The sequence below is a fragment of the Rhodococcus sp. NCIMB 12038 genome (assembly GCF_002165735.1).
Classification (GTDB): domain Bacteria; phylum Actinomycetota; class Actinomycetes; order Mycobacteriales; family Mycobacteriaceae; genus Rhodococcus_F.
Genome location: NZ_NHML01000056.1, coordinates 1 through 14,914, shown reverse-complemented (window position 1 = coordinate 14,914; position 14,914 = coordinate 1). Strand labels below are relative to the sequence as shown.

The window sequence follows — 14,914 nt, the reverse complement described above, 5'->3', positions numbered from 1 at the left end:
GATCGTGATCGATGCCCATTCTGACCTCTGGTTCGACCTCCGGGGCATCCCGCGCGGAGTCGCGGTCAAGCTAATCGGACAATCGTGCGGCGCCATCACGGCAGGCGCCAATGGCACCAGAACTCGCATCATGAATCGGCTCCACGCACTGAGGCGGCAGCTGCTTGCCGGTGGTGCGACCTCGCTGACCGCCGCTGCGACCGCCCTATTGCGGGGCTACCGCGCCACGAGCGCGGTCGACCCGATACGGGTCGGGCTGTGCCGGATCTGATTGCCGACATCCGCCGCCTCGACGACCAGCTCGCGGCGAACGAGAAGCAGATGACCGAGACCTCGACGAGTACGGCACCCGCCTGTGCGAGGTCGAGGGGATCGGTGCGGTGACAGCGGCGCGGCTGAGCCGCACCGGACGAGCCAGCCGACGCGAACTACGATGGCTCGGCACCGATGCAGATCGCCGCGCCGACACTGACCGCACCGACTCTTCCGCTGCGGCGACCGGCAGCTCAACAGCGCGCTTTGCACTGTCGCCCTGGTTCAGATGCGGATGAGCCATCGCCGGGCGCGCACACTACGACAAGAAGATCGCTGAAGGCGGAAGACCGCAGCGGCGAGGCGCGCCCTCAAACGTCATTTGTCCGACCATATCTGGCGCATCATGCTCACCGACGAAAACATCGTCTTCGATCGGACAAGAATCGATCCGCAGGCGACGATCGACAATTAGAGAGGCACCCAGGTTGAGGGGTTCGTCCGTCAGGTAACGAGATCTGGCGCAATTTCGTGATTTCTATGTGGCGCTTCACTAATTGCGGCCGTCCACGGTGCTCGCTTCAAACCTCGGGTCGATCGCTTCTCCGGGCCGGATTCAAGGAGAGGGAGCCGTTCGCCGCTCCGATTTCTAAATTCACTGCCTCGCATGACATTCGCCATTCGAATGTCTGTAACCCGCGTGGCAAGTCACACGGGGTCGATCGATGAGATGAGCCACTGGCCGTCTACCTTCTCGAGGCCGATTCGGAGACGCGCACCGTCAATCTTTGGTGTCTGCTGGTCTGCCGCGGTGGTCGACTGGTTGATGAAGGCGAGCACCGTCGCGCGCCCCTGGTCGGCATTCACTACCGAGGCGTCCTGCACCACAGTGGTTGTGACGATCTTCCGTTCGATGGCAGATGGCCGGACGGTGGAGTCGACTAGTTGCTCGAAGTCCGACTTGAAATCTCCGGTCAGAGCGTCGGTCGCCCCAGTGAGCGACGCATCGAGGCTGTTGTAGTCATAGGACAGCACCTTGGGCAGAAGATCGCGGGCAGCAGTGACGGCCTGTGAACGGGACGTGTCAGTGTCCTCGGCGGTGCGCACCTTCCCGTATAGCACGGCGCCGATTGTGACAAGCGCGCAGAGGATGAAGGTCGAGCACCCGAGTGCAAGAACCCGCCGGCGACTTCTTCCCGAGGCTGAACTGTCGGCGTGGATTGAATCGTCCATTGTCGTATCCATCGGTTCGTTCGCTGTCGTGGAGTCTGTAGGAGTCCCCTGAGGTGTGGCGGAGGATTTCATGGTTGCGCTATTGGTGGCGGTCATGCGACGAACTCCAGATTCGAGATCATCCAGCGGTCGTTCTCCTGGGTGAGACTTATTCTCATCCGGAAATGCCTTTGCTCGCCGTCCGGTGCCTGAGCATTCTTGACCGTGGCGGTCACGGCGGTCAGGACCTGTGCACTTGTCGGGTCCACGTGGATGAGCCCGGTCTCGATGACGTTTCCTGTGGAATCGACCTTGCTGTCGCTGACCATCTGGGTGACCGTGGCTGCTTGCTCTGCAAATTGGTCCCTGAAGGGGCCGGTGGCCATGCTCAGGAGGTGGTCGATGTCGGATTGGGCAGTTTCAGCTTTGATACTGGTGAGGCCGACCGAGGCATCACGTGCAACGTCGAGCGCGGCCGCGCGTCGCGCTTCGGCTCGATGCTCGTCCTGCACCTTGCTCCACAACGTAGCCGTTACCGTCGAGGCCGCGACGATGGCGGCGATCAGAACCAACAGTGCTGTACTGAAGGTTTTGTGGTGGACGACGTACTTTCGTAGCCGTGTGCGTGCCGTCGTGGTTTCGGACCCGAATCGAGTCGTTATCGAATCCGGGTTTTCGTCGCGGTCAGCGGCGGATCGAAATGCTTTGCGCTCGATCAGTCCGACGGCGCTGTCCGCGCCGGCATTTACTTCAAGATCAGATTTTTCCATGTTTCCTTCTCCGTACCTTCCTCCCTGGCGGACATCGTGTCCAGCAGATATAGCCGTCCATCAGGTCCTGACAACAACCCGGTTTGTGGGTCGTACGTGGTTCTCCAATCGCTGCTCTGGGCCGCGGATCCCGTGTCGGCTGGTGTATCACCCGGCGCCGGGGCAGACGTCGCCGTCGGCGCGGGCGGTGATGGGGTAAGCGTGGGGAATCCCGGCGACGACAAGGTGACGGGGGGAACCGAGCCCACTGGAACAGGCTGGCTACCCCGGGGCCTACCGAGGCACTCCTCGAAATAGGGGGTCCGGAGGTCTTGGTCGTTGGCGCACGGAGTGTTGCGCGCCCCACGCACGTCCCGCGGATCGTCCTGCGCAACTTTGCAGTACATGTCCGTCGGTTGAGGTGCCGGACTGACGTCGTCCCACGCTCGTTGTTCGGACATCGGAGTGAAGCCTTCGTAGCACGGGGGAGGGTCGTTCGACGTCGTACGCACCCGAAGACGGATGGAGGTTCCCTCGTCGGTGTGGATAAAGGCCGTCTGCAACGCGGCGACGACAGCGGGATACAACACGAGGGACTGTGTCAGTCCAGGGATCTGGAGTCTGAGAACTTCGCCGGTCGAGGTGAGGTTGTCGAGCAGCACCGGCAACGACTGGGATATCCCCGCTTCCAGGTCGTTGATCGCTGTTGCCGTTGTGGGAGCATCGTCGATGACTGCCCGCAGATCGCTGTCGCTTTGCACTACCTGAGTAGTGAACGAAGCCAGGTCTCTCGTTAGTGATTGAACGTCGCCATTGATGACACTTTGGGTGTGGAGGAAGGGTGGAAGCTCACGAAACACCTGGCTCGAGGAGTCAGCGTGTTCGACCGCGCCGCTGACGATGGTGTCTGCGTGTGCGATGAGTTCCCGAATATCCTGTTCCGCATCTTGAAAAGCGGTAGACATCTCATCGAGAAGCACAGTTGAACTATCGGCCGGGATCGCTCGCGCCAGCTCGGTCACACTCGTCAGCATGTTCGTGATGGGTTCCTGCGGGGTCGTGCGATCGGCGGGAATTACCGTACCGGCTTGGAGGAAGGGCGGTTGGTCGTTCTCGGAGGTGAGTTCGACGTACTGTTCGCCGACGGCGGTCGAGCTGCGGATTGTCGCGTATACGTCGGCCGGAATCGCCGTGGCGTCGTCGAGAGAGAGGTCGAGTCGAGCGCCGGGACCGTGAAGAGCCACACCGTCAACCTTCCCGACCTCGACGCCCCTCAAGGTGACCAGGGCGCCGACGTAGATTCCGGTGGCATCGGTGATATCTGCGGCGACGTGATACTGCTGGAATCCCATGAGACGTGGCAGCTTCAGGTACTGGACTACGACCACAGCTGTCGCCACGACCGCGATAATGGCAAAGGCGGCGAGTTGCATTCTGATCAACCGTGTGAACATGTCAGTTACCCTGCCCAGGAAGAGGGGGAGCGGGAATCAACAACGATTGCAACGGATTGATTGTCCGTTCCGCATCGTTCGGTGGCGCTGTCACGATCGGCGCCGTAGCGAATGCCCCGCCTAGATCCTTGGTCGTGAGATTGAACGTCCCGGCAGCGCTGAGATAGTCGCCTTTGAGGACATGGTCGTGAGTGCTGACAGGAAACAGCAACGTGAGGATGATGTCGGCGGCGTTCGGTAGGTCCGGAGCAGCAGTGACGAGGCTGTCGAGGATCGGTTGAAGGTCCGACATGATCGACAACAACGAATCGCGAGACCCCTCGACCGCCTGGGTGCCGAGATCTCCGAAGGTTGCCATCGCACCGGCGGCATTGACGATGTCGTTCGACTGTCTGTTCAGTACTGTCAATCCGGGTTCGAGTCGTTCGATGGCACTACCGAGTTCAACTCGTTGGTTTTCGAGGCTCTGGCCGAATTGGTCCATCTGATCGATCAGGCCGGTGATCTCATAGCGCTGGGCATCCAGCGTTCCGACCAATTCGTTGAGTTGGTCGATGAGGTTCCGCACCGTTCGATCGTTTCCGCCAAACGATTTGTTCATCTCGATGGTGATCGTTCGTAGGTGGTCGACGGCGCCGCCGTTGAGCCAGATGGACAATGAACCGAGTACTTCCTCGGTCTCAGGGAACTTGGTGGTGCGGTCGATCGGGATGACGGCGCCGTCGCCGAGGCTGCCGGTTCCCTGTCCATTTGCTGGTACTGCGAGCTCGACGATCTGGGCGCCCAGGAGACTCTTCTGGCTCACCGCCGCGGTGGTATCGGTCGGCAGAACAACGTCACCGCGGATACCGACTTCCACAACCGGTTGCCAGCCGTCCAGGTGGATCGATTTCACCGTTCCGACCGTGACATCGTTCAACTTCACCTCGGAATTCGGGACGAGGTTGGCGACGCTGTCGAACTGAAGGGAGAGGGTGTAGCTGTCGCCGCCCGTTCCTTCACCGGGGAGGACGATCGAGTTGACACCCTTGAAACTGCAGCCGGTGAGTGTGGCAGCAGTGAGGGTAAGCGCGGTGCACGCGCTGATGCGGCGAAGTTTCCGGCTCACTTCTGTCCTTCCGGAATTCCGAATAGGGACCCCAGGGCACCGGTATTGATGGGAGGAGTGCCGGGTACAGGCACTGCTGCGGTCCCTGGCGGTGCTTGGTCGGTGGTACCTGGGCGGTTCAAAATATTGAAGCCCAGGGGCAGATTGGGATTGTCGAACTGCTTCAGATAGGGGTCGAGAGATGAGCGGCAGTCGTCGAGGGTTCCCCCAAGGGAAAAGACGGTCTGGCACACAAAGGTCGGTACGTCGGCGAAGTGTGGCAGTGCGATTCTGCCGGTGAAGGAATGCGAATTCGGATCGTAGATGTTGTAGAAGTTGGCTAAGGTGATCGGTAGCGAGTGCAGCACGTTGGCCAGTGCCGTCTGGTTGTCCTGGACCATGGTGGCAACGTCGCTGAGCTGGCCGACACTCGACTGAATTCGGTCCTTGTTCTGCAGGACGAAGTCGGATACTGCACGCAAGGCCTCGTCTAGTTGTGTGAGCGCTTCTGCCATCCGCCCGCGGTTGTCGTTCAGCAACGCTGCAATCGACGCCAACTGAGTGGTGAGCGTCTGTATCTGAGAGTCACTCTGGTTCATTGCGCGAATGAACTTGTTGAGGTTATCGATTGTCGCGAACAGGTTGGTGCTGCTACGCCCAATGGTTGCTGCGGCATCGTGTAGCGCGGAGATGGTCTCGCGAATTGATTGGCCATTGCCGTCGAATCCGGCAGCGGCACTGTCGACAAAGCGAGCGAGGGAGCCGGTACCGGTGTCCTTGGGCCCGAGTGCCTCGGTAAGGGTGGTCAGTTCATCTTTGATCTGGTCCCATTCCACCGGCACCGCCGTCCGTTCGATTGGGATGTCGGCGCCGTCTGCGAGTTCTGGTCCACCCGTGTAGGTAGGTGCGAGTTGGATGTACCGCCCACTGACCAGGGCCGGAGACACGATCGCGGCCATGGCGTCGGCCGGCACCTTGCGGCCGCCGTCGAACTCGAAAGCTACGACGACTTCATCGCCGTGCGGTTCGACTGCCGTGACCTTTCCAACCTTCACGCCGAGGATGCGCACCTCGTCACCGGTGTAAAGTCCGCTGACCCGCTCGAAATGCGCGGTGACCCGTGTTGTCGGTGCGACGTGGTCCCACACGGTGACCGTGCCAAATCCTATGCTGATGACTGAGACGACGCCGATCGCAACGTATAGCCACCACTTCGTGCGGCTGATCGTGGCCATCACTTGCCTCCCGTCAGCAGTTCCGGAAGGCCGGGAATCAGATTGGTCGGTGCGAGGTTCGGAATGTAAAGGTTGAACCCAGGAAAAGCGGATAAGACCTCCCCTAGTGCACGGAGAACGCCGGCGCCACCAGTCAGAGTCCCCGCGACCGACTCGCGGTTGCGTTGGATCAGCGCGAGCGCGCCGTCCAGTTGATCCAGCGCAGGGCGGAGCTGTTCCTGATTGTCGGTCACGGTCCCCTTCAACTGTGCGGACAGGGCGGCGGTGTTACCGAACAGTTGGTCGAGGGCCTGGCGCTGGTCGTTCACTGTCGATAGCAACACCGAGCCGTCGCCGATGAGTTGCTGGATCTGAGCATCTCGGCTGGCGAGGATTCCCGACACCCCTGCGGTACTCGCCAGAAGATCCTGAACAGCTTGGTCGCGACTTCCGACGGTCGTCGAGATTCGTTTCATTCCATCGAGTACGGGGCGCATCTCGTCGGTGGTGTCGTCGAAGGTCTGGGAAAGGACGTCCAGGAACTCCGATACTCTCGGGGTATCGATGTCGCTGACGTTCTTCGTCAAATCCTCCAGCGCGGCAGCGACATCGTAGGGAGGTGTCGTGCGGTCGAGCGGGATCAGCTCGTTGTCACCCATGTGCTCGCTGCCGTCCGGTACCACTTGCAAGGCCTTCCGGCCGAGCGGGGTTTGCGCCTTTATCTGCGCGGTGGTGAGGTCACCCAGTTCAACCGCGTCGTTATCGATGGTGAAGGTGACCTGTACCCAGGTATCCATCAACTCGACTTCGTCCACCTTGCCGGCGTGGACCCCCGACACGATGACGCTGTCGCCCGATGCGATACCCCCGGCCTCGGAGAACGCCGCACGATAAGTTCTGCCCCCGAAAGAACCGATGCCTCCGCTGATCGTGAGGACGGCAACGAGGCTCACCAGGATCACTGCGGTGCCGACGAAGCCGAGTCCGGCCGCGCTCCAGCGCGGGATTCGTAGCTGTTTCATTTCACCGGCTCTCCGTTGCAGCGGGCCATGTCACTGTTGATCCACGGAGTTTTGACATCCTGACCTAACGGGTCGAACTGGAATCGCAGGTTGCAGAGGAAGAAGCTGAAGAAGTCGCCGCTGACGCCGATTCGGCTGATGGCTCGGTAGGTCTCAGGTAGCTGTTGCAGAGTGCCTTCCAGCGAGGCCGAGTTGTCGTTGATGGTGGTCGAGGCCTGCTGGAGTTTCGGCAGAGAATCCTTCAGGTCGGGACGAACCTGTGAGAGTAGATCCGCCGCCGAGGACGTCAGACCGTTGATGTGCACCACTGCCTGCGATACGGGGTCGCGGCCGTCGGACAGAGCGGAAACCAAGCCCTGCAGCTGGTCGATGAGGTCGGTTACTGTGCGGTCCCGGCTGCTGATAACACCAAATCCATCGCGGAGGTTGGTGATGACTTGGCCGATGACTTGGTCGCGGTCTGCCAGGGTGGATGTCAGCGATGCCGTTGACGCCATCAGTGTGGCGATCGAACCCGATTCACCTTGGAAGGCGGCGATGAGCGATCCGGTCAGAGAATTGACCTGCTCGGGATCGAGAGTGCGGAACAGGGGCTTGAAGCCACCGACAAGTACATCGAGATCGACCGCTGGGCGGGTGCGCTCCACCGCGATCGTCCCACCTGCGGGGAAAGTTCCAGCACCGTCGCCCGGGAGGAGTTCGAGATAGCGATCGCCCACAAGGTTCTTGTATCGGATCGCGGCCTCGAGACTCTCGGGCAACTCAGGTGCATCAGACACTTCGAAGGTGACGCGCACTTCGTTCCTCTCGGTCAATTCCAGATCGTCCACGGTTCCGATCCGGACCCCGCCGATGCGGACCTCTTGGTTCGGCTTCAGGAAAGACGCATCGGTGAAGATGGCGTGATACTTCGCTTTCGGCCCGCCCGTCTGTGTCTCGTTCAGCGCGAGCCCGAGAGCGACTGCGGCGAGCACTGCGACCAGGAAGAAGGACACCAGTTTGATCGTCGTTGCAACGTGTTTCATGGATTGCCGGCCCCCTTGGTTCCCAGATCTCCGAACAGGAACTGTCCAAGCTGAATCCACCCGATTTGAAGGTTGTTGTTCCTACCCGGATACGGGTTGGCTCCGGTGTCGTAGGCGACGAAGGGGACAGAATCCGCATTCGCGCGAGGCAGGCCGTGGCAGTCAGGGCCCGTGTCGACTCCCGTCTTCGGCAAGTCATGCGGGTATTCGTAAGCCGGAAGGCCGGGAACGAAACCCAGTTCAGCGCTCATGTTCTTCTGAACGCCACCGTATCCCGGCCCACCCATAACTGCGCGAAATTGATCGGCATTGTAGGACGAGCCCGCCACCAAGCAGGGCACCACCGGCGAATATCGCTCGAGCACACCGACCGTGGGCTTCAGCACATCAAGCGTGGTGATGAGCCGGCCGCCGTTGTTACGCAGGAAATCGGAGTTCTCGTTTCCGAACTTCGCCATGGACAACCAGAAGGCGCCGAACTGTGCCTGCTGTTCTGTAACCGTCTCACTCGTGACACCGACGTTCGACATAGTCTCGATCAGGGGTGGGAAGGACTGCGAATAATCGTGAACCACCTCCGTTGCGGCGGGGAGCGTATCGACCACTGCAGGAAGATTGGGATTAAACCTGCCGAGGAACTCGTCGAGCTTGCGCATGATCGTGGAGATTTGATCGCCCTTGCCGTCGACGGACCCGGCGACGGATCCGAGCGCAGTGTTCAGCTTCTGTGGGTCGAGAGCTGCGAGTGCCTTCATCACCGCGTCGAACGTCGAATTCAGTTCGACGGTGACGTCATCTGTGGAAAGGACGGTGTTCGGTCGGAGGTGGTTTGCTGGGGTGGCCTCCGTGTCGGAGATGAGATCGACGAACTTGACACCGAATACTGTCGGCGGGAGGATTCGTGCCTGAATATCGTCGGGAATGTCGGGTATACGGTCGGGATCGATCTTCAGTTGTAGCCGCGCGCCGTCTGAGTCCACTTCGATATCGCCGACGGTGCCGACGGGCACGCCACGGAGTTTGACAGCTGCGCCCGGTTCCATGAGGAGGCCTGCGCGTGGCGACATAAGCGTTACGATCTCCGATCGAGTGAAGGATTGGTTGAATTGGGCGATCGCCGCCGCAACCAACGCACCGATAGCGATGATCGTGGCGACACCGAGAATGGGCAGCCGTGTGGAGTGTCGAGTGGTCACTGTTTACCCCGTGATGTGCACAGTCGAGGCGCCACCATAGATGGCGAGATCCAATACGAGGTCGATCATCATGACCGATATCAGCGAGGAACGGACGGCGCGGCCGACGGCTTCCCCGACCCCGGCGGGCCCCCCGGAAGCGTGATACCCGTGGTAGCAGTGGTTGGCCATGACAAATATGGCCATGACCAGGGCCTTGACGAACGACCAGAAGATGTCGCTGGGTATCAGGAAGACACTGAAGTAATGGTCGTACGTGCCACCGGATTGTCCATAACCCGCGGTGACGATGAGGCGTGTCGCGATGAACGAACCGATCAGCGCCAGGCAGTACAGCGGGACGACGGCAATCGAGCCCGCCAGGATGCGGGTCGTGACGAGGAATGGCACGGACGGCACAGCCATGACCTCGAGCGCGTCGACTTCTTCACTGATTCGCATCGCGCCGATTTGCGCTGTGAATCCGGCGCCCACGGTGGCCGTCAGGGCGATACCAGCGATGACCGGCGCGACTTCACGTGTATTCGAGTACGACGCAACGAATCCCGCGAGCGCTTCGATGCCGACGTTCGCGAGGGAACTGTACCCTTGGAGTCCTACCTCCACCCCAATCGCTGCGGTCATGAACACGACGACTACGACGGTTCCTCCGATCACCGCGAGACCGCCGGTGCCGAGACTCACCGAGGCCAGCAGGCGCATGACCTCTTTCCAGTACCGCCGAGTCGCGTGAGGGACTCCGGTGGCGACATGACCGTAGAAGTCGGCCTGTGAACCGATTTCGGTCAACTTTCGGACAGGAGCTCGGGATATGAGGTAAAGCCGCCTGCCCATTCGAGACGTGGGATACACGATTGTTGCGCCCCTAATACTTTGACTGCAGGAATACAGCGGAGATGATCGAGTTGGCCAGAAAGAGCAGCATGAAGCTGAAGACGACCGTCTGGTTCACGGCGTCTCCGACACCCTTGGGTCCACCTTTGGCCTTGATGCCCAGGTAGCAGGCAACCAATCCAGCGAGCAGTCCGAACACGGCTGCCTTCAGTTCACTGACGAGGAAGTCGACAAGATTCACCAAGAGGGTCAAGCTCGCTACGAACTGGCCCGCACTCGCGTTCTGGACGAGAACGGTGAACAGGAAGCTTCCCGTAAGACCGACAACTGTGACTATTCCGTTCAAGGCAAGAGCTACGAGGGTCGAGGCGATCACACGGGGCACGACGAGGCGTTGCACGGGATCGAGACCAAGAACTTCGACAGCATCGATTTCTTCGCGGATCTTTCGGGCACCGAGATCGGCGCAAATTGCAGTCCCTCCAGCGCCGGCGACAACAAGGACACTGACGAGCGGGCCGATTTCACGGATCACCGCCATACCTGCCCCGGCTCCCGACAAGTCGGATGCGCCGAGTTCTGCCATCAACTGGGTGAGTTGGAAGACGACGATCACGCAGAACGGTATGGCGACCATAATGGTCGGGACAAGTGCGACACGAGCGATGAACCAGGACTGAGTGACGAGTTCCTCGACTTCGAACGGTCTGCGGAACACGTGCTTGAACGTCTTGCCGCTCATGCGATAGAAACCGCCGACATCGGCGGCGACCGTCCAGATCCCGCGACGAGCCGCTTCGGATGCGGCTCGCACCTTCGTAGTCATCCCAGGGGAAAGGCCTTGTCTGCCTCTGCGGCCGTTGGCGATTGTCACGTATGTCCTCCAGTAGGAACGTCCTGTGGAACGGCGTAATTACTCCGTCTGCATGCAATCGCGGGATCTGATCGCACAGCCGTCGGTGCCGCCATGCTTCCTGCCGAAAACTCGTCGTCTCAGGCTGGTGGGCTCCGACCTGCGCCGAACGCCTGGTGTCTGCGCTTCTATAGGGCGGGGGAACCGTGGCGCGCGAGATAGTCCTGCGGATTTGTGCGCTGACACACACTAAGGCGTACTATGTTATAACGTCAAGCCTGGATCGGCATTAGGCGAAATCGACGTTTCCGCCAGTTCGCCAGAGCATCTCGTGCGAGGGTTCCCTGTCGGTGCAGATTGTTTTAGAGTTACGGGGCGAAATTTCTTGGTGCCGAGCACCCGTGGCATGTCGGTGAGCTACCGGACATATGCCGTTCGCATCGTCTTCGTAGGCGCGTGACTACCTCGCTCGCTCGTAGTTCCACAGTGCGTCCGTGGGCACCGAAGTGTTGTGGATCGAGCACCGATCAAGTAGTTCCGAGTCAGCGCACAGTATTTGGATCACAGGAGGTAGACATGGGTGTCGAGGTATCCGTCGAGGGACTGACCAAGTCCTTCGGCTCGCAGAGGATCTGGCAGGACGTCACGCTGACCCTTCCGGCCGGTGAGGTCAGTGCGTTGCTCGGGCCGTCGGGCACGGGTAAGTCGGTGTTCCTGAAGTCGCTGATCGGTCTGCTCCGCCCGGAGCAGGGNTCGATCGTGATCGACGGCACCAACATTCTNGAGTGCTCCTCGAAGGAGCTGTACGAGATCCGGAAGCTGTTCGGGGTGCTGTTCCAGGACGGTGCGTTGTTCGGGTCGATGAACCTGTTCGACAACGTGGCGTTCCCGTTGCGCGAGCACACCAAGAAGTCCGAGTCCGAGATCCGCAAGATCGTGATGGAGAAGATGGAACTCGTCGGCCTGCTCGGGGCCGAGGACAAGCTGCCCGGCGAGATNTCCGGCGGTATGCGCAAGCGTGCCGGGCTGGCGCGGGCGCTGGTGCTGGATCCGCAGATCATTCTCGTCGACGAGCCGGACTCGGGTCTGGATCCGGTGCGCACCACCTACATTTCGCAGACGTTGATCGACATCAACGCGGAGATCGATGCGACGATTCTGATCGTGTCGCACAACATCAACCTNGCCCGCACGGTGCCGGACAACATCGGGATGTTGTTCCGCCGCCATCTGGTGATGTTCGGTCCGCGGGAGGTGCTGCTCACCAGCGAGGAGCCGGTGGTCAAGCAGTTNCTCAACGGCACGATGATCGGTCCGATCGGGATGTCGGAGGAGAAGGACGAGGCGCAGATGGCGCAGGAGCAGGCGATGGTCGACGCCGGGCACCATGCCGGTGGTGTCGACGACGTCGANGGCATCGTTCCGCAGATGAAGGCGACGCCGGGGATGCCGTTCCGGCAGGCCGTGGCCCGNCGNCAGGAACGGGTCCGGCACATCATGCACACGTTGCCGGAGAACGCCCAGATCGCGATCCAGGAAAGCCTCGACGAGTATCCTACAACGGATTTCGCCGTCGAGCCCACGAACGTGATCCGCGTAGACGCGCTCGCGCCGGCGAATAGTCGGGGCTGGGAGTAGGTGGCGTCGACCTAGGCTCGCCCGTTGCAGGGTGCAATCGATCAGGATGTCGTAACAGCCAATGGTGGCCCCGCATCGGATGTTCGGTGCGGGGCACTCGGGTCAGTCCGGGACTATCGGTGGGTGAACGCCAGGCGACGCCGGAGAAGTACCGGAACAGGTTTGCCAGGGTGAGCACTTCGGTGCGGGCTGGGGTGCGTATGGCGTCCCGGTGTCGAGGGCGGTTAGTTCGGCCAACTCTTCGCAGCGGGCGTCGGTGGCGTCGGCGATCTGTCCGAGAATGCGCTGGCGCGCAGCGAAGTGATGGGACCGCTACTGTGGGAAGGCCTTGCGCGCGGCGCGAACCGCACGGTCTGCGTCAGCGGCACCGGAGGCGGGGACACGGCCGATCACCTTCCCGCGGCGGATGGGAGTGGTCACGTCCATCCATTCACCGGAGAGTGCTTCCGCCCATGCGCCGTCGACGAACAATGGGTCGTCGCGGGCCTCGGGAATGCCGAACTCGGACAGGGAGGTCTGGGTGGAGGTCATGCGTGTGTCTGCTTGGGCGGCGGGTGCCCCGCTCGGGTAGGGACTAGCAGGGCGAGTGGGTAGTCCACGCGGACGATGGTGACTGTCGGCTATGACGGCGACGAGCCTTCGATACGCGGGCGGGCGCGGATGGCGGTGACGATTGCCGAGAAGTCGCGACCAGGGCCGTCTGCAACGATATGGCCACGCTGGACCAGGTTCGTGGCCATCCCGAGGCCCATGTTTCCGAGTCCCAGAAACGCGATTTTGCTCATGTGATACTCCTCGAGTGTGGTCGTCGGCAGATGGAAACGGCGACGGTGAGGCGAGTGGATGTCGTCGCCGAGACCCGTGCTCGGCAACGCGCGGTCCTGCAGAGAGGCTGCAGTCGGTGTGACGTGCGGGGCCGGCGACGGGATCACCGAATCTGCGACGGGATGTGCATTTTTGCATTGCGGCAGGTCTGGGGGAAGATTTGGAGGTCGAGACAGGAACAGATCCAACTGAGTTCGAATATCGTCCGATTCATGGTGGGCCGAATCGTCCGGCTCGGAAGTCGAGGAATGCCTGACGAATTTGTGTTTCGGTGTTCATGACGAACGGTCCGGCGGCGACGACGGCCTCGTGGAGTGGTTCGCCAGCGGCGAGAAGGACTTGCAGATCCGTGATCGCGGCGACCGAGAGCTCACCGTCTGCTGCGATCGTCGGCCGATCCAGCCACAGAGTCTGCCCAGCACTGCCACGAATGTGGTTCGCGCCGAATTCGCCCTCCCCGTCAAGGATGTGGACGAACCCGTTGTAAGAACTGGGCAAGTCTTGTATTACATTGGCGCCAGCCGCCAGTCGCGCTTCGGCGATCGTCACCGGCACATGGTTGTGTGTGGGTGACGTTATGCCGTTCGACGTTCCCGAATACACGGTGATCTCCACACCGGGCGCGACATGCCGCGGCATCTCGGCCGCACGAAGATCTTGATACCGCGGATTGGTCATCTTCTGCGCTGCCGGAAGGTTCAGCCACAGCTGCAGCAGGTGCACTTGCTCACCGGCGGGAGGTTCTTCGAGGTGGATGACACCGCTGCCCGCGGTCATGTATTGCACGTCGCCGGGGCCCCAGGACACCGCTGTTACCACGATTGTCGATATGGGTGAGCGAGCCGGCGAGGACGTAGGTGACGGTCTCGATTCCTCGATGCGGGTGCATTCCGAAGGCCCCGACTTCGAAGTGGTCTTCCATCATGAGCAGGAACGGATCGTGGCGTGCCCAGTCGCCGGCTGGGATCAGGGCCCGAGCGACGTGCTGGGGCGAGTCCTTGATCAGGGTCGGGTCGTCTACGTCGGCAATACGGCGGGCTATCGGCACGAGGGTAGCGGGCTCGAGGCTCATAACCATGCTCCTTTCGAACTGGCTCCTGGTCGGGGGCTATAGCGCCATGCGTTATCAAATATTGCACGCCATCGGTGTGGGCGCCAGCAGAGGTCTGACAGTGTGTTGGCGGCCCCTGTGTCGACTGTCGCGAGAAGGCAATGGTTCCCGGCACCTTTTGGCGGTGCGCGCAAGAGGTTTGTGGCCCGGGTCACGTAACTTTTGTGGTGGTCGTACTCAGGATGTCGATGCAGCAGGTGAAGGACCACTTTCGCCGCCGCGATCATGTCCACGACGTACAAGTCGAAGCTCTTTGTCTGGTCGCCGGGTGGGGCCAGACGCCTCCGTTGAATGAAAGAAGTGAGAACAGTGACTGCTACTGCGATGCCGCGGGATACTCGGGATTTGTTGGCGGAGGCGGTGAAGATTGCTCCGGTGGTTGCCGAGGCGGCGCCGGAGGCGTTGGAGTTGCGGCGTGCACCGGATCGCTCGGTGGAGGCGC

Annotated in this window: 16 protein-coding genes; 2 read left to right on the top strand and 14 right to left on the bottom strand. The window is 61.1% G+C overall.

The genetic code is table 11. From position 1 onward, the window contains the following. The first annotated feature begins 130 nt into the window (after positions 1-130). On the top strand, positions 131-271 hold the full coding sequence (locus CA951_RS44735; protein WP_256974294.1) for a hypothetical protein: 141 nt from the start codon (positions 131-133) through the stop codon (positions 269-271). Between the two features lie 689 nt (positions 272-960). Here CA951_RS44735 and CA951_RS40710 read toward each other — a convergent pair. The 10 genes from CA951_RS40710 to CA951_RS40665 form a co-directional block, all read right to left on the bottom strand. Continuing rightward, the gene (locus CA951_RS40710) at positions 961-1,581 is read right to left on the bottom strand and encodes a hypothetical protein (RefSeq protein ID WP_143543188.1); all 621 of its coding nucleotides are present in this window, start codon (positions 1,579-1,581) and stop codon (positions 961-963) included. After that, positions 1,578-2,234 (bottom strand): hypothetical protein, encoded by a 657-nt coding sequence (locus tag CA951_RS40705; RefSeq protein WP_143543187.1) that lies wholly within the window; start codon positions 2,232-2,234, stop codon positions 1,578-1,580. Before CA951_RS40705 ends, CA951_RS40710 begins: the two co-directional genes overlap by 4 nt. Continuing rightward, positions 2,210-3,646, bottom strand: coding sequence for an MCE family protein (locus CA951_RS40700; RefSeq protein ID WP_179220508.1), 1,437 nt, complete (start codon positions 3,644-3,646; stop codon positions 2,210-2,212). Before CA951_RS40700 ends, CA951_RS40705 begins: the two co-directional genes overlap by 25 nt. Positions 3,647-3,668: 22 nt before the next feature. After that, entirely contained in the window at positions 3,669-4,775 is a 1,107-nt protein-coding gene (locus tag CA951_RS40695) for an MCE family protein (protein ID WP_179220507.1), read from the bottom strand. Next, complete coding sequence (locus CA951_RS40690; RefSeq protein ID WP_087562250.1) at positions 4,772-5,989, bottom strand: MCE family protein; 1,218 nt, start codon at positions 5,987-5,989, stop codon at positions 4,772-4,774. The genes CA951_RS40695 and CA951_RS40690 overlap by 4 nt, the downstream gene beginning before the upstream one ends. Next, positions 5,989-6,990, bottom strand: coding sequence for an MCE family protein (locus CA951_RS40685; RefSeq protein ID WP_087562249.1), 1,002 nt, complete (start codon positions 6,988-6,990; stop codon positions 5,989-5,991). The genes CA951_RS40690 and CA951_RS40685 overlap by 1 nt, the downstream gene beginning before the upstream one ends. Beyond that, entirely contained in the window at positions 6,987-8,015 is a 1,029-nt protein-coding gene (locus CA951_RS40680) for an MCE family protein (RefSeq protein WP_087562248.1), read from the bottom strand. Before CA951_RS40680 ends, CA951_RS40685 begins: the two co-directional genes overlap by 4 nt. Beyond that, on the bottom strand, positions 8,012-9,211 hold the full coding sequence (locus tag CA951_RS40675; RefSeq protein WP_087562247.1) for an MCE family protein: 1,200 nt from the start codon (positions 9,209-9,211) through the stop codon (positions 8,012-8,014). The genes CA951_RS40680 and CA951_RS40675 overlap by 4 nt, the downstream gene beginning before the upstream one ends. 3 nt (positions 9,212-9,214) lie before the next feature. Continuing rightward, positions 9,215-10,000: an MlaE family ABC transporter permease gene (locus tag CA951_RS40670; RefSeq protein ID WP_373415113.1), complete on the bottom strand. Its 786-nt coding sequence runs from the start codon at positions 9,998-10,000 to the stop codon at positions 9,215-9,217. A 76-nt stretch (positions 10,001-10,076) separates the two neighbouring features. After that, complete coding sequence (locus tag CA951_RS40665) at positions 10,077-10,871, bottom strand: ABC transporter permease (RefSeq protein WP_087562245.1); 795 nt, start codon at positions 10,869-10,871, stop codon at positions 10,077-10,079. 603 nt (positions 10,872-11,474) lie between these two features. Between CA951_RS40665 and CA951_RS40660 the strand changes: the two genes are divergently transcribed. After that, positions 11,475-12,536, top strand: coding sequence for an ABC transporter ATP-binding protein (locus CA951_RS40660; RefSeq protein ID WP_087562244.1), 1,062 nt, complete (start codon positions 11,475-11,477; stop codon positions 12,534-12,536). A 312-nt stretch (positions 12,537-12,848) separates the two neighbouring features. On the opposite strand, the gene CA951_RS44730 is transcribed toward CA951_RS40660, so the two are convergent. From CA951_RS44730 to CA951_RS43885, 4 genes are all read right to left on the bottom strand, one after another. Continuing rightward, complete coding sequence (locus CA951_RS44730) at positions 12,849-13,067, bottom strand: aldehyde dehydrogenase family protein (RefSeq protein ID WP_256974293.1); 219 nt, start codon at positions 13,065-13,067, stop codon at positions 12,849-12,851. Between the two features lie 89 nt (positions 13,068-13,156). Further along, positions 13,157-13,321, bottom strand: a complete 165-nt coding sequence (locus CA951_RS44725) for an NAD(P)-binding domain-containing protein (RefSeq protein ID WP_256974292.1) — start codon at positions 13,319-13,321, stop codon at positions 13,157-13,159. A 250-nt stretch (positions 13,322-13,571) separates the two neighbouring features. Continuing rightward, positions 13,572-14,138, bottom strand: a complete 567-nt coding sequence (locus CA951_RS43890; RefSeq protein WP_373415112.1) for a pirin family protein — start codon at positions 14,136-14,138, stop codon at positions 13,572-13,574. After that, positions 14,089-14,433, bottom strand: coding sequence for a pirin family protein (locus CA951_RS43885; protein ID WP_218780566.1), 345 nt, complete (start codon positions 14,431-14,433; stop codon positions 14,089-14,091). Before CA951_RS43885 ends, CA951_RS43890 begins: the two co-directional genes overlap by 50 nt. Between the last annotated feature and the right edge of the window lie 481 nt (positions 14,434-14,914).